This window comes from Martelella alba, from assembly GCF_006516955.1.
Classification (GTDB): domain Bacteria; phylum Pseudomonadota; class Alphaproteobacteria; order Rhizobiales; family Rhizobiaceae; genus Martelella; species Martelella alba.
In genome coordinates this window covers 110642-132954 of record NZ_VHLG01000009.1, presented here as the reverse complement: position 1 = coordinate 132954, position 22313 = coordinate 110642, and the positions used below count along the sequence as shown (strand labels likewise).

Sequence of the window (22313 nt, the reverse complement as noted above, 5' to 3'; positions counted from 1 at the left end):
ACGTGGGAAGCAGGCAAGGATGGCTGAAAAAAAACGGCGCTACCCGCCTCAGCTGCAGCCGCTTGTCGCGCCGCAGGTGTCGCATTTCTCGCAGGTGCCGTTTCTCACCATGGTGAAGTTCTGGCATTCGGAGCACATATTGCCGGTATAGCCCTGAACGATCGCGCGGGCGCGGCGTTCATGTTCCAGCTTCCTGGCCTCGGCCTTGGCGGTTGCGGCATCGGCGGCGGCCTTGTCGGAGAAGAGTTCGGTGGCCTCGGAATCGGCTTCCTCGGCGATTTCTTCTGCCAGTTCCTCGGCACGCTCCTCATAATCGCGACGGAAGGAGACGATTTCCGAGGGCTCGGCCTTCTTCAGCGCCGAGCCAACAGCGGCAATCGGCGTCGGCCTGCCGGCCTCGCCTGCCATGCCCTTGGCGTCGGATGCCTTGAACCGGGCGGTTGCCAGTTCCTTGCCATGGCCGCGGGTCCAGCCGGTCGACAGAAGGTTGGTCTTGCCCTCGCTGATGCCCTTGCCGAGCGCGGTGTTGGAAAAATCCGACGTGTCGACATGGGCGAGATCGTTGCGGCCGAGATAGGAGACGGCCAGTTCACGGAACACATAATCGAGGATCGAGGTCGCGTTCTTGATCGCGTCATTGCCCTGTACCATGCCGGCGGGCTCGAACTTGGTGAAGGTGAAGGCCTCGACATATTCTTCCAGCGGCACGCCATATTGCAGGCCGAGTGAAATCGCGATGGCGAAATTATTCATCATCGCCCGGAAGGCAGCACCTTCCTTGTGCATGTCGATGAAAATCTCGCCGAGACGGCCGTCACCATATTCGCCGGTCCTGAGATAGACCTTGTGACCGCCGATCGCCGCCTTCTGGGTATAGCCCTGACGCCGGTTCGGCAGTTTCTCGCGCTCGCGGACGATCTTTTCGACCACGCGCTCGATGATCTTCTCGGTCACCTTCACCGCCTGCGTCGTTGCCGGTGCGAGCACCAGTTCCTCGACCCGATCCTCCTCGTCGTCCTCATCTTCAATGAGGGCGGAGTTGAGCGGCTGGGAGAGTTTCGAACCGTCGCGATAAAGCGCATTGGCCTTCAGTCCGAGTTTCCACGACAGCATATAGGCGTGTTTGCAATCCTCGACCGTCGCATCATTCGGCATGTTGATGGTCTTGGAGATCGCACCGGAAATGAAGGGCTGGGCAGCAGCCATCATGCGGATATGGCTTTCAGCGGAGAGATAGCGTCTGCCGAGCCGGCCGCAGGGATTGGCGCAGTCGAAGACCGGCAGGTGTTCGGCTTTCAGATGCGGTGCACCTTCCAGCGTCATGGCACCGCAGATATGGGTGTTGGCGGCCTCGATCTCCTTCCTGCTGAAGCCGATATGTTCCAGCAGGCTGAAGCTCATATCATTGAGATCGGCGTCGGAAACCTGCAGCACGTCCTTGAGGAAGTCAGCGCCGAGCGTCCACTGGTTGAAGGCGAACTTGATGTCGAAGGCGCTTTTGAGCGCCGCGTTGACGGCCTCGACCTTCTCATCGGTGAAGCCCTTGGCCTTCAGCCGCGACGGGTTGATCGCCGGCGCCTGGTTGAGATTGCCGTGGCCGACGGCATAGGCCTCGATCTCGGCAATCTGGCTTTCGCTGTAGCCGAGCGTTCTGAGCGCTTCCGGCACGGCGCGGTTGATGATCTTGAAATAGCCGCCACCGGCGAGCTTCTTGAACTTCACCAGTGCGAAATCGGGCTCGATGCCGGTCGTGTCACAATCCATGACGAGGCCGATCGTACCCGTCGGCGCGATCACCGAAACCTGAGCATTGCGGTAGCCATGGGCTTCCCCCAGTTCCAGCGCCTTGTCCCAGGCGGACGTGGCATGCGCCACAAGATCGTCATCCGGGCAATCGCCGTGGATCAGCGCTACCGGTGGCGTCGTCAGGCCCTCATAGCCTGTCGCCTCGCCATGGGCGGCACGGCGGTGATTGCGGATCACCCGCAGCATATTGTCGGCATTGTCATCATAGCCGGCAAAGGCGCCGAGTTCGGACGCCATTTCTGCCGAGGTGGCATAGGAAATACCGGTCATGATTGCCGTCAGACTGCCGGCAAGCGCGCGGGCGGCGTCTGAATCGTACGGAATGCCCGACGACATCAGCAGCCCGCCAATATTGGCATAGCCGAGGCCGAGTGTGCGGTATTTGTAGGAGCGCTCGGCGATGCGTTCGGACGGGAACTGCGCCATCATCACCGAGATTTCCAGAACCACGGTCCAGAGCCGCACGGCGTGTTCATAGGCCTTGATGTCGATGCGACCGGTTTGCGGATCCTTGAACTGCATCAGGTTCAGCGAAGCCAGGTTGCAGGCCGTGTCATCGAGAAACATATATTCCGAGCACGGATTGGAGCCGGTAATGCGGCCTTCAGCCGGGCAGGTGTGCCAGGCATTCATCGTGGAGTTGAAATGCAGGCCCGGATCGGCCGACGCCCATGCGGCATGCGAAATCTGTTCCCACAGATCTGCCGCCTTCAGCGTTTTCATCACCCGGCCATCAATGCGCGCCGTCAGGTTCCAGTCGGCATCCTCTTCCACCGCCTTGAAGAAATCATCGGTGATCGACACCGAATTATTGGAATTCTGCCCGGAAACGGTGAGATAGGCCTCCGAATCCCAGTCAGTGTCATAGGTGGTGAAGGTGATGTCCTTATAGCCCTGACGCGCGAACTGGATCACCCGTTTGATGTAGTTTTCCGGCACCTGATCCTTCTTGGCGGCGCGGATCTCGCGCTTCAGGGCCGGGTTTTCATGCGGATCGAAACAGGCATCATTATCGGCCGTGCAGTTGACGCAGGCCTTCATGATCGCGGTCAGATGTTTCGCAACGATTTTCGAGCCGGTGACGAGGGCGGCAACCTTCTGCTCCTCCTTGACCTTCCAGTTGATATAGGCCTCGATATCCGGGTGGTCGATATCGACCACCACCATCTTGGCGGCGCGGCGCGTGGTGCCGCCGGATTTGATCGCGCCGGCCGCCCGGTCGCCGATCTTGAGAAAGCTCATCAGGCCGGAAGACTTGCCGCCGCCCGACAGACGTTCGCCCTCTGCACGGACATTCGAGAAATTGGAGCCGGTGCCGGAGCCATATTTGAACAGGCGCGCCTCCCGCACCCACAAATCCATGATGCCGCCCTCATTGACGAGGTCGTCACCGACGGACTGGATGAAGCAGGCATGCGGCTGCGGGTGCTCATAGGCCGATTTCGAGCGCGTCAGCTTGCCGGTGAAGGGATCGACGTAGAAATGCCCCTGGCCGGGGCCATCAATGCCATAGGCCCAGTGAAGGCCGGTATTGAACCATTGCGGCGAGTTCGGTGCAGCGCGCTGGGTGGCCAGCATATAGGCAAGCTCGTCCCGGAAGGCAGATGCATCCTCTTCCGAGGAGAAATAGCCGCCCTTCCAGCCCCAATAGGTCCAGGCGCCGGCAAGCCGGTCGAAGACCTGTCGCGCATCGGTCTCAGAGCCGAACCGCTCGTCTTCGGGAAGTTTGGCGAGCGCTTTTTCATCTGGCACGGAACGCCACAGGAAGGAGGGGACGCTGGTTTCCTCAACCTTCTTCAGCCTCGCCGGAACGCCGGCCTTGCGGAAATATTTCTGCGCCAGAATATCGGCCGCAACCTGGCTGAACTGTTCAGGCACATCAATGTTGTCGAGCAGGAATACGATCGAGCCGTCCGGATTGCGGATCTCACTCTTGGCCTTGCGAAATGCGACTTCGGCATAAGCCGATTGTCCAGCCGTGGTGAAATGACGTTCGATGCGCATCTTGTCGTCCTCGTAAAAAATGTGCGCCCGTATTCAGGCATTGATCTTGTTCGGCGATCCGCTTCTCTGGCTTGACCGCCGCCGGTCGGTTTGTGAGCCGCGTCGGAATATGTTGTGCTTATCATAATCAGAGCCACTAAATATAGTATTAACGGCGCTGCAATTCAATTCCGCATCTGTGTCGCGCCCGCCGTTTCGAGGCGCACGAAAATCTGCTTCGGCAATGTCCGTCAGGACACCGCCAAAGTGGGATTGCACATCAAAACAGTGGGGGCGGGCGCGTTACAAAACCGCTCCGGTCACGGCTGCGACCGCCGTCGAATATCGGTCGAATCGACCCTCTCGGTCAAGCGACCCTGTGCCGCATCAAGGCTGCAACAGGCCTCTTGACGATCGTCATGCGTGTTGAGGGAGGGCCTTGCAGATCAGTGACTTGTGACCAAAAGCTGACATGGTGTCGAACATCCTCAGACCGTCATCTGCCGTTTCGGCAGTCTGAAAAATGCAGTGTTTTTAAGGCGCTATAATTTTCTACGAGAATCGGTGTCGGCGCGGGACTGAATTGTGGAAAAGTCCGGGCCGGCAAATGAGGGGAACTCCAAAAGAAAACCCCGCCGGGTAGGGCGGGGTTCAGGCTGTCGACAACGTCGTTCAGATTACCTGTTCGGGCTGGAATAGCCCCTCCCTCCGTCGTCATCCCCGTGCTTGTCACGGGGATCCAGAATCATAAAATACTGAATAGACGGGTTCTTTCGCCGCGCGGACGCGCGTCGGCTGGATGCCTGTGACAAGCACAGGCATGACCTCAGAAAAAGGTGTAAGGTTTGTCAGCAGTCTGAACCCCGCCCAGTCCCGCGGGGTTTTCCGGATTAGATGCCTTATGCTTTCGGTGCCTTGGCGATCGGCTCCTGATAGGCAAAACCCATATCCCACGGGAAGTAGATCCAGGTATCCTGCGAAACCTCGGTGATGAAAGTATCGACGCAAGGGACACCCTGCGGTTTGGCGTAGACACAGGCCAGATGCGCCTTGGGCAGCATTTCACGGACCTCACGGGCGGTGTTGCCAGTGTCGGTGAGATCGTCGACGATCAGCACGCCTTCGCCGCCATCCTTGAGCAGATCGGCGGTGATGCCTTTCAGCAGCGAGGTTTCGCCCTGGGTCGTATAGTCATGGTAAGAGGCGATGCAGACGGTTTCGATCAGGCGGATGTTCAATTCGCGCGAGATGATGGCGGTCGGAACAAGGCCACCGCGGGTGACGCAGACGATGGCGTGGAAGGTCTTGTCGAGGCCGGCAAGACGCCAGGCGAGCGCACGGGCATCGCGGTGGAACTGATCCCAGGAAACGGGAAAGGCTTTTTCAGGGAGAGTAGACATGTCCGGGCTCCGAAGGCAGTGGTCAACATATTGGTCATTCGCGCTGCTAAGGTTTTTGCAGCAGCATCGACGCACAACCTTCGGGATCGGCCAAAGGGCCAATCAAAAATCCGCCGCAAGCGACTTACGGCGAAAAATCTCTCTGCCCCCGACAGGTGGTGTCGTTGGCCATCGCTATTAGCCGCATTCGCGCGAATATGGCAAGTCCTGCCGGACGAATGAGCCCCCGCCGGCAGGTTTTTCTCAGGTTTTCCGCAATGGTTTACCTGCAGGCCGGGTTCAGCGGGCCATCAACGTCGCCGCCGTCATCGATTCCAGCAATGTGCGGGTAACGCCGCCAAACAACAGCTGCCACAGGCGGGAATGGGTGTAGGCCCCCATGACCAGCAGGTCGACGGAACTGTCTGACATGCGGTTTTCGATCAGGGTTGCAGCCCGTGCCTTGTCGGCATGGGCGTTGACGGCCGTGACGTTGATGCCGTGGCGGGCAAGCGTCGTGGCAATCTCGCCACCGGTCATCTCGCTGGAAACAGTCGTCGTATCGGGCGGGTTGACGGAGAAGATCTCGACCTCGTCGGCGCGCTGCAGGAAGGGCAGGGCATCAAAGGTGGCGCGGGCCGCCTCGCGTGAGCCGTTCCAGGCAATCAGCACCTTCTTGAACGGCATGGCAGCTTTGGCCGTATGCGGGATCAAAAGCACCGGGCGGCCGCTTTCAAACAGGAAGCTTTCGAAATCTGCCTTGGCATCGGCTGAGACATCGGGGCTTGCCTGCGGGGCAACGATCAGATCGGCACAGCGTGCACTGTCGATCACCGAGGCACCGGCATAGCCGACAGAGGTAATGATCTTGCGCCATTCATAGGAGATTGCTTCCTTGCGGGCGCGTTCCTCAAACAGGGCGCCGAGGGTTTCGCTGCGCTTTTCTGCGGCATCCTGCAAGGCCTGGATTGAAACCGGGTCGGGGATTTCCATCGGCGCGACGATCGGTGTTGCCGTGACCGATTCGGCGTGGAGGCCAATGACATGGGCTTCGAAAAGATGCGCCAAATGCATCGTATGATCCAGGAAACCGGCTGACTGATCGGCGGTTTCCATCACGGACAGGATTGTTTTATAGGTCATTTTATTCTCCTCTCGCGCAGATTTCTTTGCCCGCGCAGGGCTTGAGGCAGCTGTTCGCATGTCCTGACGCCACAGTCACCGGGGTAAAGTTTTGCCCCAAAATGCAGCTGTGGCAAGGTCGCCTTTCGCCCTAATAAAGATGGGGTTAAACTTTCGATGCTGCAAGAGATGTGAGCATGGCGGCAATGTCGGCAGCGGCCTTTTCGACCGCGCTCTCACTGCGCCCGCGCACCACCAGCTGTGTCGAAAATCCGGCCCCGGCAAAATGCGGATAAGAACCGATCGAGGTGTCCGGGTGGGCTTTTTGAATGTCGCCGAGCGGGGTGGCGATATCGCCTTCGCCGAAGCTGCATTCGATTGCGCGGGAGACCACCGGTGTGCCGCCTTCAAGCGTTGGCAGAACATTGCCGACCATGGCTTCGAATACACTTGGCACGCCTGCCATCACATAGACATTCTCAACGATGAAGCCCGGTGCCGTCGATACCGGATTGTCGATCAGATCAGCGCCCTCGGGCATGCGGGCCATGCGCTTGCGGGCTTCGGTGAATTCGACACCACGGCGCGCGTACATGGCGGAAAGCCGGGCCATGGCCTCATCATTATGGATGCATTTTCGGCCGAACGCGGCGGATATGGAATCGGCTGTGATGTCGTCATGGGTCGGGCCGATGCCGCCTGAGGTGAAGACATAGGTGTAGCGGGCGCGCAATGCATTGAGCGCTGCGACAATCTCTTCCTCCTCATCCGGCACGATCCGGACCTGTTTCAGGTCGATGCCAGCCAAAGTGAGGTTTTCGGCCAGAAAGCCGATATTCTTGTCCTTGGTGCGCCCGGATAACAGCTCGTCGCCAATGGCGAGCATGGCGGCGGTGACGGTTTTGGGTTCGGTCATGGTGAGTCGCCTTCAATGTTGCCGGGCTAAACTAGTGCGCATCAGGCCGGCCGGTAAACCGAATTTGACCTTTGGCACCTTTTGCCCGGCAATCTTTGCGGCGAAGGATCAGGCTTTGCGATCGGCGATCAGGGGGCAATGCCGCCTTCGCGTCTGGTCTCGGACAGGACCCGTTTCAGCGTCGCGGCATCCATGCGCTTGCAATAGGCCGGGCGGTCGCGTTCAAAACGCCAGCCCTCGGCCAGTGCACCCGCATCGACCGGCGTGAAGCCGAAGTCATTGTAAAGGGCTGCGACCCGCGCCTTGTCGTCAGGAGCATCACCGGCAAGCGGAAGGGCGCGGCGTTCGGCACCGCCATCCGGGCGGCCATCGGTCTCAAGTTCAGTCATGGGAATGGCATTGAAGGCCTTGACGACGCGGCGGTGGCCAAGTGCCGCCGCCAGCATTTCGCTGGTGGTGGTCCGGTTTTCATCGAGTGCTGATATCCGGCCATCGCGTTCATGATAGTAATTGTTGGCGTCGATCACCAATTTGCCCTCAAGCGCTGCGACTGGCAGCTGGTCGATCGCCGTCATCGGCACGGCGACAATGACGAGGTCACCGAAACGGGCTGCCTCCTCAGCCGTGCCGACGCTGCATCCAAGCATGATGGGCAGGCTGAACAAGGACTGGGGGCCGCGCGAATTGCTGAGCATGACCTCATGCCCCTTGGCGACAGCGCGTTTGGCAATGGTTCGCCCGACAAAGCCGGCGCCGATAATCCCGATTTTCATGGCAGTCTCCTTGGTTGGAAAAGATCAGTTGTTTCGGGATAAGGCTTTAATTGAATACTAACAGGCGATAAATTCTTCTCTGAAACGATCAGTAACAACATATAGGGGTGAATGATGGACCGGCTGACCAGCATGGCGGTTTTTATCAGAGCGGCGGAAACTGGCTCCTTTGCCGCAGCTGCCCAGGCTCTGAACATGTCGCCGCAAATGGTTGCCAAGCATGTTGCCTATCTGGAAGCGCGTCTCGGGGCGACACTGCTGAACCGGACGACCCGGCGGCAAAGCCTTTCGGAACTCGGGCGCGCCTATTATGAGCGCTGCCGGGTGGTGCTGGCCGAAGCTGAAGCGGCCGATTCCGTGGCCATGGAGATGAAGGCCGAACCAAAAGGCATTCTACGCGTCAATGCGCCGGTGACATTCGGCTCGGTCAGTCTGGCACCTTTCGTGACCCGCTATCTTGCCCGCTATCCCGAAATGCAGATCGATCTGACACTGAATGACGGGATCGTCGATCCGCTTGAGGAGGGCTATGAGGTGATCATTCGCATCGGCGGCTTTAGCGAAGGCTTTCTTGCCGGTCAGCCGCTCAGACCCTACCGGTTGATCGTCTGTGCGGCGCCGTCCTATGTTGCAGAACGTGGCATGCCGCAGACACTGGCGGATCTGGCCCGTCATGATTGCCTGGTTCACGGCATTGGCACAACGGCGCTGTCCTGCCGCTGGATGTTTGAGCGCGCCGGACGGACGGAAGATGTCGGGGTCAAGGGGCGGTTGCGCAGCAATGACTGGAAGGCGCTGCTGCACGCCGCCATCGAGGGCTACGGCGTGACGCTGGGGCCTGAGGATGTGCTGAAGCCTGAAATTGCCGCTGGCAGGCTTGTCCGGGTTCTTGAAGCTTATGAGGGCATGTCACGGCCAATGCATGTGCTCTATCCGGCAGCCCGGCGGCCGACGGTGAAAGTGCGCAGCTTCGTTGATGCACTGATGGCGGCTTACGGCCCTGAAAGCGCCGGGAATCCTTGATTTTTGACAACTTCATGAACGTTTGCGGTTTTGGTGTTCAATATTAGTGAACGCAGCGTCGCGATCTATCTGTCTGGACGTGGGCTAAAAAGCGCCGATATTGGGCGCCAACAAATAACATCTCAAACCCCGGAGATATGGAAATGGCAAAAGTACTGGTTCTTTACTATTCATCCTATGGCCACATCGAAAGCATGGCCAAGGCCGTTGCTGAAGGCGCGAAGTCCGCTGGCGCAGAAGTAACCATCAAGCGCGTCCCGGAACTGGTTCCCGAAGATGTTGCCAAGGCATCCTACTTCAAGATGGATCAGGACGCTCCGATCGCAACGCCGGCCGAGCTGGAAGAATATGATGCCATTATCGTTGGCGCCGGCACACGCTTCGGCACCATGGCTTCACAGATGCGCAATTTCTGGGATCAGACCGGCGGTCTGTGGGCCCAGGGCAAGCTGGTTGGCAAGGTCGGCTCGGCCTTCACCTCGTCGGCGACCCAGCATGGCGGCCAGGAATCGACCATTCTCGGCTTCATTCCGACCCTTCTGCATCACGGCATGGCCGTCGTTGGTCTGCCCTATGCCTTTGCCGGCCAGATGGGCATTGAAGCTGTAAAGGGCGGCACGCCCTATGGCGCTTCCACGATCACCGAGGGTGACGGCTCGCGCCAGCCTTCCGAAGTGGAACTCGAAGGTGCACGCTTTCAGGGCGCCCACGTTGCCAAGATTGCGGCCAAGCTGACGGCCTGATCTGCCTGATCATTTTTGACATGAAAACGCCGGTGGAGCCTTCCATCGGCGTTTTTTCATCCCCGTCGCTCCACATGGAATTAGGATTAAATTCCTTAATTCGATCACAGGAGCGATCCGCATGAAGATCAGCAACCACAAAATGCCGGCGATCTGGTATCGCCAGAGCAGCAATATCGGTGCGGAGCGGGAGAAACCGCCGATTGTCATCGTGCTGCATTACACGACGGGCTGGAACGGCAAGGCCAGCCGTGACTGGCTGATGGGGGCAGCCGGTGGCAGCGAAAACCGGAATTCCAGTGCCCATGTTGTCATTGATCGCGACGGCACGGCCTGGCAGATCGCCGGGTTCAATCGCACCGCCTGGCATGCCGGTCCATCGCGCTATGGCGAGATTGAGGGGTTGAACCATGTTTCTGTCGGGATCGAATTCGTCAATCCCGGATGGCTCAAGCCAAACGGGCTCGGTGATTTCGTCGATCCCTATGGGCGCCGGATGACCCGTAAAAAGCTTGAGGCGGCCGGCGGCTATCTGCTCAGCCCGCATGCGCGTGTCGGCGGCGGCACCTATGCCTGGCCGCTGTTTCCCGAAGCACAGGTCGAAATGGGTCTCGCGATCGTCCAGTCACTGATTGCGGCCTATCCGATTCGCGCCATCGTTTCGCATGAAGAAATCGATACGCGTGGCTGGAAGACTGATCCGGGACCCGCCTTTCCCTTTGACCGATTCCGCTCTTTGCTGGGGGAGGTAAGCGACCGGGAGGAGAGCCAGGTGGTGACCGCCGGCCGGCTCAATCTGCGTGGCGGACCGGGGACATCCTACGAGAAGATTGTACCGCCGGGTTCGCTGCTGAAGGGAACGCGGGTGAAAATCCTGAAGCGCGATCGCGGCTGGGCCTATGTGGCGCCGGAAGATCGCAGTGGCCGGGAAGGGGATCTGCGCGGCTGGGTGCATGGATCCTATATTGCGCCGTCAGCCGGCGCCTGATGAGGCGAGGCAGCCTCACCCGCCATATCCGGGCTGCCTGTTCAGCTTTTCCGGTCCCTGTCGCTCACCGGCCGGAATGTATATCCGGTCTCCACGGCGGATGAGCCGAATTTTGCCCTGAGGCTGTCAATGGCATTTTCGGCGGCGGCTCTGCGGGTTGCCGCCGGATCAACGAGATCGGGCGGATCGGCCGTTGCCGGATCACAGAGATCTGAAATGCCGATGCCGATCAGGCGGTATTTGCTCCCGTCAATCTCCTTTTCGAGCAGCGAAAGCCCGGTGCGAAAGATCCGGTCGGCAAGCTGGGTTGGATCGTCAAGCCGCCGGTTTCGCGTCTTGATCCTGAAATCGGCGGTTTTCAGTTTCAGGACGACCGTCTGACCGGCAACACCTGCCTTCTTCGCGCGCGCCGCTGTCTTTTCGCTCAGGCGGCGCAGATGCGTACTCAACGGCTCCAGATCGGAAAAATCCGACATGAAGGTGGTTTCATTGGAGATGCTCTTGGCCTCACCGGACGGCGAGACCTGGCGGCGATCCTCGCCCCGCGCCAGATGGAAGAGCCGCTGGCCGATAACGCCGTAACGCCGCATCAGATCGGCCTGTTCCATGGTCTGGATCTGGCCGATTGTGGTGATGCCGTCGCGGGCGAGCGTTGCCTCGAAGGCCTTGCCCACACCCCAGATCATGCCGACCGGCTTATCGGCGAGAAAACGTGTTGCCTCCGCCTGTCCGATCACCGAAAAGCCTTTTGGCTTATTGAGATCGGAGGCGATCTTGGCAAGGAACTTGCAATAGGACAGGCCCACGGAAACGGTGATGCCGACCTCGCGTTCGACGCGTCTGGCAAAGTCGGCAAGGATGCGGGCCGGTGGCGCCTTGTGCAGCCTTTCGGTGCCGGAAAGATCGAGGAAGGCCTCGTCAATCGAGAGTGGCTCGACCAGTGGCGTCAGCGCCAGCATCATTTCACGGACCTGGCGGCCGACGGCTGAATATTTCTCCATATTGGGCCGAATCACGACGGCCTCGGGACAGGCCTCCAGTGCCTTGAACATTGGCATGGCAGAGCGGACGCCGTGAATGCGGGCAATATAGCAGGCGGTTGACACGACGCCCCGCTTGCCGCCGCCGATAATGACGGGCTTGTCGGCCAGCGACGGGTCGTCACGCTTTTCGATCGAGGCGTAGAAGGCATCACAATCGATATGGGCAATCGTCAGGGAGAAAAGCTCGTCATGGCTGAGGAGGCGCGGGCTGCCGCAATGCGCGCAGCGCGCCGGCCGGCGGGCAAAGCCGGAAAGACAATCCCGGCAAAAGCCGGTTTCAAGCTGCTGATCGATCATGAAAACCCGGAACAAAAATTGAACAGCCGACAATAGCGTTGCGCCCGGTTGCGGGCAATATCCCATCCGGCCTGCCGTGATATTCCTCGGTTTTAGGGGCGTCAGGCCTTCGCAACCGCCCGATCTCCGGCCCGATGCGCTCGGGCCGGGTTTCAGCCTCCGTCGGACAACCGGTCGCGCACGAGACGTTCGGCATCCGGCCAGCCAGTGGCCAGAACCGCCGGCTCGGCCGTTTTCGGGGCAATCGCGCGATAGTCGCTGTCGATCAGCAGATTGATGGCAAGTGCTTGCGGCACGGCACCGCTGACAGAGCGGCAGTTATAGAGCATGTCATCAATGAAGACGATGTCGGGCACCCCCGCCTCGGCAAGGCGGCGGACAACCTCACCCTTGGATCTCTCCGTTGCGATCATCGGCAGGGCAAAGCCGAAACGCTCAAGCAGGCGGCGGCGCATTTCGGCATGGCAGGGCGGCATTGCCGTCAGCAGCACCACATCGGCAAAGGCTTTAAGCCGGTCCAGCGTGTCGCGCGCATCATCGAAAGGGACCTGCCAGTCTTCCTGGTGGTCGTAAAAGCCCGAAAGCAGGCGATCGACAGTGCCATCCGGCACTTTCACGCCGGTGGAAAGGCAGGTGACATTGCCGTTGAGGCTGAAGCTTTCAAGCCGCAATTCGTGGTCGTTGGCGAGAAGATAGGCCTTGAATGGGAGCACGAAGCGCAGCACGACCTCGTCGACATCACAGACGATGAGCGGCCGCGCGCCGATCTTCGTGCAGAGGGCGTCAAGGCCGGCTTCCGCGTCAATGACGGTAACGCTCATTCCGCTGATCCGCCGTCCTGGCGTTCGAGATCCTGCCAGCAGCCAAGCACGGCGTCTGGATCGGTGCCGGTCGCCTGACAGAATGCGATGAGTGTCGGTTCATGGCCGGCGAGAAAGCCGACCATGGCGCGGCTAAAGCCCGGCTCTGCGCTAAAGGCCCGCAATTGCTGCGGCATAATGCCCGTCAGGGCTGAAAAACGTGAGAGCAGCTCCGGCTCGGCGGCGAGGTAGAGAAGGATTTCCACGGCCAGTTCTTCGGGGGCGGGGTGATGTTTGCGCGTCTTTTGTGACGCTTTCAGAAAATCTGCCAAGTGAATTTCCGTTTCTTAACCAAATTGTCCTAGAGTGGGCATCCTGTATGCCGCGTCGCGGCTCGTTCAGAGATTTTAACGTCTGGCCAGCGGGTTTCAAGTCGGCCGAGAGGGGCGGCAGTCTATGCCAAAGCGGGTCTTGGTGGTCGAGGATAATGATTTGAACCTGAAGCTTTTTCGGGATCTGATCGAATCATGCGGCTATGAAGTTGTCGAATCGCGAACGGGCGGTGATGCGGTGACGCTGGCGCGGGCTTTCCGCCCGGAACTGATTCTGATGGATATCCAGCTGCCTGAGCTTTCCGGCATTGATATCGCCCGTTCGTTGAAGGCAGATGCCGAGCTTGCCGCGATCCCCATCGTCGCGGTCACCGCCTTTGCCATGCGCGGCGATGAAGAGCGCATTCGCGAGGCAGGCTGCGACGCCTATATGTCCAAGCCGATCTCGGTACCCAAATTCATTGCAACCGTGAAATCCTATCTGGGTGATGGTTAAAAGGAACTGGCAAGGCGTGAGCGCAACGGCACTGAACAGAGTGGTTCTGATTGGCGGCAGCGAGCAGGATGGCCTCGCCTTGTCTGCCATTCTTGATGGCTGGGCGGAAGAATTCGAACAGTTTGCATCCGAGGACTGGCTGGCGGCGACCGTGTTTCCCGAATCAGTCGGTGCCATTCTGGTTGCCGTTGATGGCAGCGCCGAAGCGGCGCTGGCCTGCTGTGCGACGTTGAAAGACGGTCCGTCGACGGCGGGATTGCCAGTCGCCATTGTGACAAAAGGGATGCCGGATCGTGCCTTGCGGCTGCTATCCCTGCGGGCTGGTGCCGACGATGTTTTCTCGCTGGATGATGATGATGCGGTGATCGGCGCCCGCACGGCAGCGCTTTTACGGCTCAAGGTCCTGCAGGATGAGGTGGCGCCGAACCAGCTTGGCGAGACCGGGGCGGACGAGGCTCTGCATGTGCTGATCTTTGCCGAGGAGGCCAGTGCGCGAAAGAGCCTGTTGCAGATCCTGCAGGCCGTCGCCACGACAACGGCCACGGATAATCCTCAGGATGTTCTGTTCAGGGCTGCGCGCGTTGATCACGATCTGATTATTGTTCATGGCGGTGCCAATGCCGATGCAGCCTTCAGGCTATGCGGGCAATTGCGCTGTGTTCCAGCCAATCGATTTGTCCCGCTTCTGGCTCTGTTTGAGCGTGATGCATGGCCGCTCAGCGAGCGTATGAGCTGCCGTACGGCAGATGATTGCCTGATCTGGCCGGCAAGCAGCGAGGAACTGACGCTGCGCGTGCTGCTGCAGGCGCGTCGCAAGCGCTTTCTCACCGCCCTTGAGCGTTCGGTGTCTGAGGTCGTGCCAAGCGGGCAGGCGCTCGATCCCGAGACGGGCTTGTCGGACCGGGTTGCGTTTGCGCATCTGCTGCAGCGCGCCCAGCGTTACGTGCAGCGTGTCGAGGAGCCGCTGCATCTCGGCCTGTTTCAGCTTTCCGGCATGTTTGATCATGCCAGCGTCGAGCGGACGGTTGCGGCAATCAGGACGCATCTTGCCGGGCGCGATGTTGCCAGCCGTCTGGATGAGGGGATTTTTGCAGTGCTGATGCCGGATCGCAAACCCCAGGAGGCACAGGCACTGGTGGAGGCAATGAAGCAGGATATGCTGCAGGGCTTCCAATCACTCAAGGGGCGTTATTTTGCCGGTCAGGCCGCGTCCCGGCGTCACGATCTGCCTGTGCTGGATGTTCGGGTCGTTGTCAAGGATATCGCGCAGCACAAATTCACGGGCTGAGGGTGAGCCTGCAGCCTGAGGGACGGCACGGCGATACGTTACTTATGGATTTGCTGAAATACTCGCTCGGCCAGCAGGCGGATGCTTGAGGATGTCAGAAACCGGTTCTCAAGTTAACCATAAAAACGACAGAATCGGTCCTATTCTTTGTTAAACAGTTGATTATTGTGGTCTTGTGCTTCAATTGTAACGTAAACATATAATGGTTTGCCCCATGATGTTCAGGTCCGCCGCATCTCCTGGATCGTGGGGTTGGCCGGCTGGCAGATCGCAGGGGTCCTCGTGCCTTACGATTCTGCTGGCCGGCCCCTCTTGTCGCTATCTCAACATCGTTGGAACTTGAGGCAACCGGCTTTTGTCTGGCGAAGACGCAGATGCAATGTAATTTGTGTTACGTGGCTCAGCCTTGGTCTTCCTGTCAAAGGTCAGCTTTCATGCGTATGAGGCACGAAATGCATGGCATAGCCGTTCATGCAATAGCGCAGGCCAGTGGGGGGCGGTCCGTCGGGGAAGACATGGCCAAGATGGCCGCCGCAGGTCGCACAGCGAATTTCGGTGCGCAGCATGCCGTGCGACCTGTCTTCGATCTCGATGACGGCATCCGGGCTTACCGCCTTGAAAAAGGATGGCCAGCCACAGCCAGCGTCAAACTTGGTATCTGATTCGAAAAGGGCCGTATCACAGCCCGCGCAGTGATAGATTCCGGTTTCAAAACTGTTCCAGTAGGGGCCGGTAAAGGGGCGTTCGGTGCCGTGTTGGCGCAGGATATGAAATTGCTCAGGGGTCAGTTCATCACGCCATTGTGCGTCGCTCAGAATTTTTTTTTGCTTGTTATCGTCTGTCAATGTCGTTCTCCTCGGCGAATGATGCAGGAAACGGATGCATCGCAGGCCATAGATGCGTTGTCACATGACAAATTGCAATGTGTCCGCAGGCTGTATTGCCGCCGGGCAAGATCTGGCTTTCGCATTTGCGCAAAAAGCGTGCCGCGAGACTTGAGGGGCCGGTTTCTTTGACGTAATTGGGTAACGAGCGGGCAATCGATCCGCACTGAATCAGTGAATTTGTGGAGACGTCATGACCGCAAGTCAAACGGCCTTAACTTTCCTGGCCCTGTGTTTACCCTTTCTGGGGGCGGTTCTTTCACCGACGGTCTATCGTCTCCTCAAGCACAATGCGGCTTGGTTGCTGGCGATCCTGCCTCTGGCGGCCTTTTTGAATTTCCTGCGGTTTTTGCCGCTGATTTCCTCCGGCAAGGTTCTGACCGGCGGTTATGACTGGATCCCCTCGCTGGGGCTGCGCTTTTCCTTCATGCTGGACGGCCTGTCGCTGACCTTTGCGCTGCTGATCTCCGGTATCGGCACGCTGATCGTGCTTTATGCCGGTGGCTATATGAAGGGGCATCCGCTTCAGGCCCGTTTCATGAGCTTCATCTTCCTTTTCATGGGATCGATGCTTGGCGTTGTGATTTCGGACGGTCTTTTGATGCTGTTCGTTTTCTGGGAGCTGACCTCCATCACCTCCTTCCTGCTGATCGGCTTCGACAATGAGCGTGAAGCCTCGCGGCGTGCGGCCTTGCAGGCGCTGGTGGTGACGGGCGGTGGTGGCCTGGCGCTTCTGGCTGGTGTGCTGATGATCCAGAATATCACTGGCATGAACAGCCTTTCGGCATTGATCCATGGCGGCGATGTGTTGCGCGACAATCCGCTTTATACGGTGGTTCTGGTTCTGGTTCTGCTCGGCGCCTTCACCAAGTCGGCGCAGTTTCCGTTTCATTTCTGGCTTCCAAACGCCATGGAGGCGCCAACACCGGTTTCCGCCTTTCTGCATTCGGCCACCATGGTCAAGGCGGGCGTCTACCTCTTGATGCGGCTGAACCCGGTCATGGGGGATACGGCTCTGTGGGAGACGGTTCTGCCGCTTTTCGGTGGCGTGACCCTGGTTGTCGGTTCGTTTCTTGCCATCAAGCAGACCGATCTGAAACAGATGCTGGCCTATACGACCGTTTCCTCGCTCGGTCTGATGGTGATGATGACCGGCTTTGGCGTTGACCACGCCGTCGAAGCCGCAGTGCTTTACCTGGTGGCGCATGCGCTGTTCAAGGGCGGCCTCTTCATGGTGGCCGGCATTATCGATCACGCGACCGGTACCCGTGATATCACCCGCCTCGGCGGGCTGGCGAAGGCCATGCCGATCACCTTTGCCGCGGGGCTTGCCGGGGCGATTTCCATGGGTGGCCTGCCGCCCTTCCTTGGCTTCATGTCGAAGGAGGAGATCTATGATTCTCTGGCGCATATGGATACGCGCTCGCTGGTCTTCCTGGCCTTCACTGTTATCTGCAATGCGCTGATGTTCGTCATCGGCTTTGCCGTTGGTCTCAAGCCCTTTATCGGGGCGGCGAAGGAAACGCCAAAACACGCCCATGAGGCACCGGCCCTGATGTGGCTGGGGCCGATCATGCTTGGCGCCACTGCGCTCATCTCTGCGCTGTTTTCCCCGGTTTTCAACAGCCTGATCTCAAGCCCGATGGCCAGCGCCATCGAAGGCGAGGCGGTTGCCGTTCACATCTCGCTCATTCCGCATATTTCCGTGCCGCTGGCGCTTTCGGTACTGACCATCGTGCTGGCGCTCCTGTTCTACTGGCGCCTGGATACGGAACGTGCGCTGATGAGCCGGTTGCTTGGCATTCTTGGCCCTGGCCCCGACACCTGGTTTGACAGCCTGATGCGCGGGCTTGTGCGCCTGTCGCATCGCGTCAGCGTCATGATACAGCCGGGGCGGCTGGAATTTTATCTGACAGCGACCTTCATCGCGATTGCGATTGCGCTTCTGGTGCCGCTGATTGCCTTTGGCGAGTGGCCGCATATTCCGGAACTGCCGCATATCTACCGCCTGCGTGACTGGGCGATCTTCCTGATTGCCGTTGTCGGTCTGGCGGCTGTCATCCTGGCCCATAACCGGCTGACGGCGATCGTCTCACTGGGTATTCAGGGCTTCTCGCTGGCGGTGATGTTCCTGCTGTTCGGCGCGCCGGATCTGTCTTTCACCCAGTTCATGGTTGAAACCCTGTCGGTCGTCATCCTGACGCTGGTCATGACGCGGCTCAACCTGACGCCGTCGGATCACCGGCCGCTGAAGCAGATTCTGCTGGACGGCACGATTGCGGCGGGTTGCGGCCTTGGCTTTGCCGCGCTGCTGGTGAAGGCGACGCAGGTGCCGTTCAACACATCGCTGACCGATTTCTTCAATCAGTATTCCAAGGTCATTGCGCACGGGCACAATGTCGTCAACGTGATCATCGTTGACTTCCGCGGAACGGATACGCTCGGCGAGATTTCGGTGGTGATGATCACCGGTCTTGCCATCCTGGCGCTGATCCGCATCCGCTCAGGCAGCGGCCGCGGTCCTGCTGACAACAATCCTGACATGCAAAACGGAGGCAAATGATGAACACGCTGATCTTTCGCGTGGCTGCGCCGTTCCTGACAGCATTGATGCTGCTGTTTTCGATCTTTGTCCTGCTGCGCGGACATAATGCACCGGGGGGCGGATTTATCGGTGGATTGATTGCAGCCTCGGCATTTGCCATCTTCGGTATCGCCTGGGGCGTCAGCGCGGTTCGCCGGGCGATGTATTTTCACCCGATGTCGATTGCGGGGGCGGGGCTCTTGCTTTCGGCGCTGTCGGGCATGGTGTCGATCTTCAGCCATGTGCCGTTCATGACCGCTCACTGGATCTATCCGACAATCTTCGGCGTCGAGGTGCCTCTGTCCACGGTGACAAGCTTCGATACGGGCGTTTATCTCGTCGTTGTCGGGTCGATCTCATCGATCTTCCTGGCTCTTGAGGAAAAGGATCACGACTGATGGAATTCGTTCTCTCCGTTCTTGTCGGCCTGTTCTTCACGGCAGCGATCTATCTGATGCTGTCGCGGCACAGTGTTCGCATCATGCTGGGCATCTCGATCCTCGGCAATGCCGTCAACCTGCTGATCTTCACCACCGGCCGGGTCACCGGCATCGTGCCGCCGATCATTCCCGATACGATGGAAACGCTGCCGGGCGGGACCGCCAATCCGCTGCCCCAGGCGCTGATCCTGACGGCGATCGTGATCTCGTTTTCCTTCTTCGCCTTCCTGCTGGTGCTGACCTACCGGTCCTATCAGGACCTCAATACTGACGATACGGATGACATGCGGGCTGCCGAACCCAAGGATCAGCCCTTGCCGCCGCTCGGCTACTAAAAGGATAAGAAGAAAAGATTATGGCCGCTTCGCCCGCACATTCCGTCGATTTCTCGCTTGCCTGGACCATGGAGCCGACAAGCCTGACCCAATGGCTCGGCATCCTGCCGATCGTGCTTTGCATCATTGCCGGCGCGGTGCTGATGCTGTTCCGCAAACGGGTCGATCTGCATCCCTATATCGCCATTCCGGCGCTGGCGCTGCTTGTTCTCCTCGACCTGCTACTGTTGCGCCAGGTGCTGGTAAACGGCCCGATGACCATGGTTGCCGGGCGCTGGCTGCCGCCCTTCGGCATTGCCTTTACCGCGGATGTGCTTGGCGCCCTGTTTGCTCTGGCGGCGGCTATCGTTGCCCTTGCCGGCGCCATATTCGCGCTTGGCGATGTCAATAACAGCGAGCGACGATACGGGTTCTATCCCTTCTTGATGCTGTTGCTTGCCGGTGTCTCCGGCGCGTTCCTGACCGGCGATATCTTCAACCTCTATGTCTGGTTTGAAGTGCTGCTGATCTCCTCTTTCGGTCTTTTGATCCTGGGATCGAAGCATGAGCAGCTTGACGGGGCGATGAAATATGCGGTGCTGAATCTGATCGGCACCACGCTGTTCTTGATTGCAGTTGCCTATCTCTATGCAATTTTCGGTACGCTCAACATGGCCGATATTGCGATGATGGCACGGGAAAAGCCGGATCTTCCGACCAAGACACTGGCTGTTCTCTTTATTCTGGCTTTCGGTATGAAGGCAGCAGCCTTTCCCGTCAACTTCTGGCTGCCGGCTTCCTACCATACGCCGCGCACGGTTGTTTCAGGCCTGTTTGGCGGTCTTTTGACCAAGGTCGGCGTTTATGCGCTGATCCGGGTCATGGTGATGATTCTGCCGGCTGATCTCGCCGATACGAGCATGATAGTTGCGATCAGCGCCGCCTTTACCATGGTACTGGCCGCGATGGGGGCGATTGCCCAGGATGATATTCGCCGTATGGTCGGCTATGTGGTGATCATCGGTATCGGCAATATGCTGGCCGGTGTGGCGATCGGAACGCCTATGGGGCTTGAAGGTGCGGTTTTCTACGCGCTTCATTCCATCATCACCATGACGGCACTCTATTTCGTGACCGGTCTTGCCGGCAAGCTTGCCGGCGGGTTCTCGCTGCGTCAGATCGGTGGTCTCTACCGCACGGCCCCTGCCTTTGCCGGTGTCAGCCTCGCTCTGTTTTTCGCTGCTGCCGGCCTGCCGCCCTTCTCTGGCTTCTGGCCCAAGGCCATGCTGGTCAAGGCATCGCTGGCGTCGGGCTATGGCTGGCTGGCGGCGTCGATCCTGGTTGCCGGCTTCTTCTCCACCATTGCGCTCGGCCGGGTATTCCTGCTGGCCTATTGGCGCACGGCTGGAGGCGAACCGCCAACAGAGCCGGTGCATATCAGTCTGGCCGAATGGCTGCCTGTCGTGGCTCTTCTGGCGCTTGCGGTGATCTTCGGCCTGTTCCCCGAACATCTGATCCAGTTTGTCTCCGCTGCGGTTTCAGGCATCCTGTCACCAGAAGGATACATTCATTCGGTCTTTCCCAAGGGAGGACTTTAGGTGAGTCTTTACGTGTTGAACCTTATTCTCGCCATTGCCTGGGTTGCCGTTACCGGCAGTGCCTCGCTTCACAATCTCATCTTCGGCTTTATCGTTGGCGCGCTGTGTGTTGCGCTGGTGCGCGAACAGCTTGGGCGTGAAAGCTATTTCGGCCGTTTTACCAAGATCACAGCACTGTTCGTGTTGTTTTTGTGGGAACTGATGGCCTCTGCCTGGAAGGTTGCTGTTCTGGTCTGCCGGCCGAAACTGGATATCCATCCGGGTATATTCAGCTTCGAGCTGTCGCTGCAGCGTGACTTTGAGATCGCGCTTCTGGCCAACATGATCACGCTGACGCCGGGAACGCTCTCCGTGGACGTTTCAGACGACAAGAAGACGCTTTTCATCCATGCCATCGACTGCGCCGATCCAGACGCCAATCGGGCAGATATCGCCAATGGCTTTGAGAAGAAGATCAGGGAGGCATTCGCCTGATGGACCCGCAAACAATTGTTCATGTCGCCGCCAATATCACCATCGCAATCCTGTCGCTGTCGCTGCTGCTGACTGTGTTACGGGTGATCAAGGGACCGACCTTGCCCGATCGGGTCCTCTCCCTTGATATGCTGGTCTCGATTGCCATGGGGTTTATCGTGGCGATCGCGATCCGTACCGGTTTCACGCTTTACATTGATATCGCCATTGCGCTGGGGCTCGTTGGCTTTCTGGCAACGGTTGCTTTCGCACGTTTCATCCGCTCCAGCGGTATGCGGGAAGAAACCCAGGCCGGCTTTACGGTCAAGCCCCACCCCATGGCGCATGATCATTCGCAAGATCCGCATGATGTGCCGGTTGTTGATGTCAATGGCGAGATCAAAGGATAGAATCAATGGAATATATCGGAGCGATCTTTGTTTCCTTGCTTTTGCTTGCGGGTGCGGCTTTTACATTGACTGCGGCAATCGGTATCAACCGTTTGCCTGATCTTTACACCCGCATGCATGCCGCCTCGAAAGCCGGAACTGTCGGTTCCGGGTTGATCTTTCTGGCCATTGGCTTCCATTCTGAAGACATTTCGATTTTCGTGCGCGCAATAGCCGGCATCCTGTTCTTTATTCTCACAGCCCCTGTCTCTGCGCATCTTTTGGCCCGTGCGGCGCATCAGATCGGCTATCCCATGTATGATGAAAGCCTGCAGGATGACCTCAAGGGACGTGACAATAACGATTAAACTGAAAAGTTGTATTCCGCTATTTGCAAGCTTGAGTATTAATGATATCTAAAATACGTGATATAAAGGTGTAATGGCATTTTCTGCTGAATAAATCTTTTATTTCGCTAATTATAGCTGGACTTTTTCGGCTTTGGTGATATCTCACTCGTTATGAGTAGTTTATGACACTCTTGCTTGGAACTTTAATATAAACCTGTCCGCCAGCATTTGAGTTGAGATCACGGACGAAGAGGCAGCTATTAAGCCATCTTGTCGAGTTTCTGAAAATCGGAACTCAAGAAACTAGGGGGT

General features: G+C 58.5%; 21 protein-coding genes. 12 read left to right on the top strand and 9 right to left on the bottom strand.

The genetic code is table 11. The annotated features are described in order from the left end of the window. Nucleotides 1–48: 48 nt before the first annotated feature. From FJU08_RS14225 to FJU08_RS14205, 5 genes are all read right to left on the bottom strand, one after another. Nucleotides 49–3810: a vitamin B12-dependent ribonucleotide reductase gene (locus FJU08_RS14225; protein WP_141149680.1), complete on the bottom strand. Its 3762-nt coding sequence runs from the start codon at nucleotides 3808–3810 to the stop codon at nucleotides 49–51. 878 nt (nucleotides 3811–4688) lie between these two features. Continuing rightward, nucleotides 4689–5189, bottom strand: coding sequence for a xanthine phosphoribosyltransferase (gene gpt, locus FJU08_RS14220; RefSeq protein WP_141149679.1), 501 nt, complete (start codon nucleotides 5187–5189; stop codon nucleotides 4689–4691). 279 nt (nucleotides 5190–5468) lie between these two features. Then, entirely contained in the window at nucleotides 5469–6311 is an 843-nt protein-coding gene (locus FJU08_RS14215) for a universal stress protein (RefSeq protein WP_141149678.1), read from the bottom strand. Nucleotides 6312–6456: 145 nt separating this feature from the next. Continuing rightward, nucleotides 6457–7206, bottom strand: a complete 750-nt coding sequence (locus FJU08_RS14210; protein ID WP_141149677.1) for a competence/damage-inducible protein A — start codon at nucleotides 7204–7206, stop codon at nucleotides 6457–6459. Between the two features lie 128 nt (nucleotides 7207–7334). Further along, nucleotides 7335–7979: an NADPH-dependent F420 reductase gene (locus FJU08_RS14205; RefSeq protein WP_141149676.1), complete on the bottom strand. Its 645-nt coding sequence runs from the start codon at nucleotides 7977–7979 to the stop codon at nucleotides 7335–7337. A 114-nt stretch (nucleotides 7980–8093) separates the two neighbouring features. Between FJU08_RS14205 and FJU08_RS14200 the strand changes: the two genes are divergently transcribed. The 3 genes from FJU08_RS14200 (at nucleotide 8094) to FJU08_RS14190 (ending at nucleotide 10733) form a co-directional block, all read left to right on the top strand. Further along, nucleotides 8094–9002 carry a LysR family transcriptional regulator gene (locus FJU08_RS14200; protein WP_141149675.1) on the top strand — a complete coding sequence of 303 codons (909 nt, stop codon included), beginning with the start codon at nucleotides 8094–8096 and terminating at the stop codon, nucleotides 9000–9002. Between the two features lie 143 nt (nucleotides 9003–9145). Then, entirely contained in the window at nucleotides 9146–9745 is a 600-nt protein-coding gene (gene wrbA, locus FJU08_RS14195; protein ID WP_141149674.1) for an NAD(P)H:quinone oxidoreductase type IV, read from the top strand. A 121-nt stretch (nucleotides 9746–9866) separates the two neighbouring features. Beyond that, nucleotides 9867–10733, top strand: coding sequence for an N-acetylmuramoyl-L-alanine amidase (locus FJU08_RS14190; protein ID WP_141149673.1), 867 nt, complete (start codon nucleotides 9867–9869; stop codon nucleotides 10731–10733). Nucleotides 10734–10774: 41 nt separating this feature from the next. Here the strand turns inward: FJU08_RS14190 and FJU08_RS14185 are convergent, their stop codons facing one another. From FJU08_RS14185 to FJU08_RS14175, 3 genes are all read right to left on the bottom strand, one after another. Further along, the gene (locus tag FJU08_RS14185; protein ID WP_141149672.1) at nucleotides 10775–12073 is read right to left on the bottom strand and encodes a DNA polymerase IV; all 1299 of its coding nucleotides are present in this window, start codon (nucleotides 12071–12073) and stop codon (nucleotides 10775–10777) included. Nucleotides 12074–12225: 152 nt separating this feature from the next. After that, nucleotides 12226–12894 (bottom strand): HAD family hydrolase, encoded by a 669-nt coding sequence (locus FJU08_RS14180; RefSeq protein ID WP_141149671.1) that lies wholly within the window; start codon nucleotides 12892–12894, stop codon nucleotides 12226–12228. Further along, complete coding sequence (locus FJU08_RS14175) at nucleotides 12891–13205, bottom strand: DUF3572 domain-containing protein (RefSeq protein ID WP_235890716.1); 315 nt, start codon at nucleotides 13203–13205, stop codon at nucleotides 12891–12893. Before FJU08_RS14175 ends, FJU08_RS14180 begins: the two co-directional genes overlap by 4 nt. A 124-nt stretch (nucleotides 13206–13329) precedes the next feature. Here FJU08_RS14175 and FJU08_RS14170 point away from each other — a divergent pair, with 124 nt between their 5' ends. Together FJU08_RS14170 and FJU08_RS14165 are read left to right on the top strand one after the other, a co-directional pair. After that, a complete protein-coding gene (locus FJU08_RS14170; protein ID WP_141149670.1) occupies nucleotides 13330–13701 on the top strand; it encodes a response regulator in 372 nt (123 codons plus the stop codon). A gap of 16 nt (nucleotides 13702–13717) precedes the next feature. Next, nucleotides 13718–14989 carry a PleD family two-component system response regulator gene (locus FJU08_RS14165; RefSeq protein WP_141149669.1) on the top strand — a complete coding sequence of 424 codons (1272 nt, stop codon included), beginning with the start codon at nucleotides 13718–13720 and terminating at the stop codon, nucleotides 14987–14989. A gap of 425 nt (nucleotides 14990–15414) precedes the next feature. Here the strand turns inward: FJU08_RS14165 and msrB are convergent, their stop codons facing one another. Beyond that, a complete protein-coding gene (gene msrB / locus FJU08_RS14160; protein WP_141149668.1) occupies nucleotides 15415–15834 on the bottom strand; it encodes a peptide-methionine (R)-S-oxide reductase MsrB in 420 nt (139 codons plus the stop codon). 232 nt (nucleotides 15835–16066) lie between these two features. Here msrB and FJU08_RS14155 point away from each other — a divergent pair, with 232 nt between their 5' ends. Genes FJU08_RS14155 through mnhG form a run of 7 tightly spaced genes read left to right on the top strand, consistent with a single transcriptional unit; the run spans nucleotide 16067 to nucleotide 22019 of the window. After that, the gene (locus tag FJU08_RS14155; RefSeq protein ID WP_141149667.1) at nucleotides 16067–18436 is read left to right on the top strand and encodes a putative monovalent cation/H+ antiporter subunit A; all 2370 of its coding nucleotides are present in this window, start codon (nucleotides 16067–16069) and stop codon (nucleotides 18434–18436) included. After that, nucleotides 18436–18855: a Na(+)/H(+) antiporter subunit B gene (locus FJU08_RS14150; RefSeq protein ID WP_141149666.1), complete on the top strand. Its 420-nt coding sequence runs from the start codon at nucleotides 18436–18438 to the stop codon at nucleotides 18853–18855. Before FJU08_RS14155 ends, FJU08_RS14150 begins: the two co-directional genes overlap by 1 nt. Next, nucleotides 18855–19232, top strand: a complete 378-nt coding sequence (locus FJU08_RS14145; RefSeq protein ID WP_141149665.1) for a Na+/H+ antiporter subunit C — start codon at nucleotides 18855–18857, stop codon at nucleotides 19230–19232. Before FJU08_RS14150 ends, FJU08_RS14145 begins: the two co-directional genes overlap by 1 nt. Before the next feature lie 20 nt (nucleotides 19233–19252). Continuing rightward, nucleotides 19253–20809, top strand: coding sequence for a Na+/H+ antiporter subunit D (locus tag FJU08_RS14140; protein WP_141149664.1), 1557 nt, complete (start codon nucleotides 19253–19255; stop codon nucleotides 20807–20809). After that, on the top strand, nucleotides 20810–21283 hold the full coding sequence (locus tag FJU08_RS14135; protein ID WP_141149663.1) for a Na+/H+ antiporter subunit E: 474 nt from the start codon (nucleotides 20810–20812) through the stop codon (nucleotides 21281–21283). It begins immediately after the preceding gene. Further along, nucleotides 21283–21672: a cation:proton antiporter gene (locus FJU08_RS14130; protein ID WP_141149662.1), complete on the top strand. Its 390-nt coding sequence runs from the start codon at nucleotides 21283–21285 to the stop codon at nucleotides 21670–21672. Before FJU08_RS14135 ends, FJU08_RS14130 begins: the two co-directional genes overlap by 1 nt. 5 nt (nucleotides 21673–21677) lie before the next feature. After that, nucleotides 21678–22019, top strand: a complete 342-nt coding sequence (mnhG, locus tag FJU08_RS14125; protein WP_141149661.1) for a monovalent cation/H(+) antiporter subunit G — start codon at nucleotides 21678–21680, stop codon at nucleotides 22017–22019. Nucleotides 22020–22313: the final 294 nt, after the last annotated feature.

Bases quoted from the DNA above. Each gene is read 5' to 3' on its own strand.
- FJU08_RS14225 (WP_141149680.1), bottom strand. From the start codon at position 3,810: ATGCGCATCGAACGTCATTTCACCACGGCTGGACAATCGGCTTATGCC.
- gpt (WP_141149679.1), bottom strand. From the start codon at position 5,189: ATGTCTACTCTCCCTGAAAAAGCCTTTCCCGTTTCCTGGGATCAGTTC.
- FJU08_RS14215 (WP_141149678.1), bottom strand. From the start codon at position 6,311: ATGACCTATAAAACAATCCTGTCCGTGATGGAAACCGCCGATCAGTCA.
- FJU08_RS14210 (WP_141149677.1), bottom strand. From the start codon at position 7,206: ATGACCGAACCCAAAACCGTCACCGCCGCCATGCTCGCCATTGGCGAC.
- FJU08_RS14205 (WP_141149676.1), bottom strand. From the start codon at position 7,979: ATGAAAATCGGGATTATCGGCGCCGGCTTTGTCGGGCGAACCATTGCC.
- FJU08_RS14200 (WP_141149675.1), top strand. From the start codon at position 8,094: ATGGACCGGCTGACCAGCATGGCGGTTTTTATCAGAGCGGCGGAAACT.
- wrbA (WP_141149674.1), top strand. From the start codon at position 9,146: ATGGCAAAAGTACTGGTTCTTTACTATTCATCCTATGGCCACATCGAA.
- FJU08_RS14190 (WP_141149673.1), top strand. From the start codon at position 9,867: ATGAAGATCAGCAACCACAAAATGCCGGCGATCTGGTATCGCCAGAGC.
- FJU08_RS14185 (WP_141149672.1), bottom strand. From the start codon at position 12,073: ATGATCGATCAGCAGCTTGAAACCGGCTTTTGCCGGGATTGTCTTTCC.
- FJU08_RS14180 (WP_141149671.1), bottom strand. From the start codon at position 12,894: ATGAGCGTTACCGTCATTGACGCGGAAGCCGGCCTTGACGCCCTCTGC.
- FJU08_RS14170 (WP_141149670.1), top strand. From the start codon at position 13,330: ATGCCAAAGCGGGTCTTGGTGGTCGAGGATAATGATTTGAACCTGAAG.
- FJU08_RS14155 (WP_141149667.1), top strand. From the start codon at position 16,067: ATGACCGCAAGTCAAACGGCCTTAACTTTCCTGGCCCTGTGTTTACCC.
- FJU08_RS14150 (WP_141149666.1), top strand. From the start codon at position 18,436: ATGAACACGCTGATCTTTCGCGTGGCTGCGCCGTTCCTGACAGCATTG.
- FJU08_RS14145 (WP_141149665.1), top strand. From the start codon at position 18,855: ATGGAATTCGTTCTCTCCGTTCTTGTCGGCCTGTTCTTCACGGCAGCG.
- FJU08_RS14140 (WP_141149664.1), top strand. From the start codon at position 19,253: ATGGCCGCTTCGCCCGCACATTCCGTCGATTTCTCGCTTGCCTGGACC.
- FJU08_RS14130 (WP_141149662.1), top strand. From the start codon at position 21,283: ATGGACCCGCAAACAATTGTTCATGTCGCCGCCAATATCACCATCGCA.
- mnhG (WP_141149661.1), top strand. From the start codon at position 21,678: ATGGAATATATCGGAGCGATCTTTGTTTCCTTGCTTTTGCTTGCGGGT.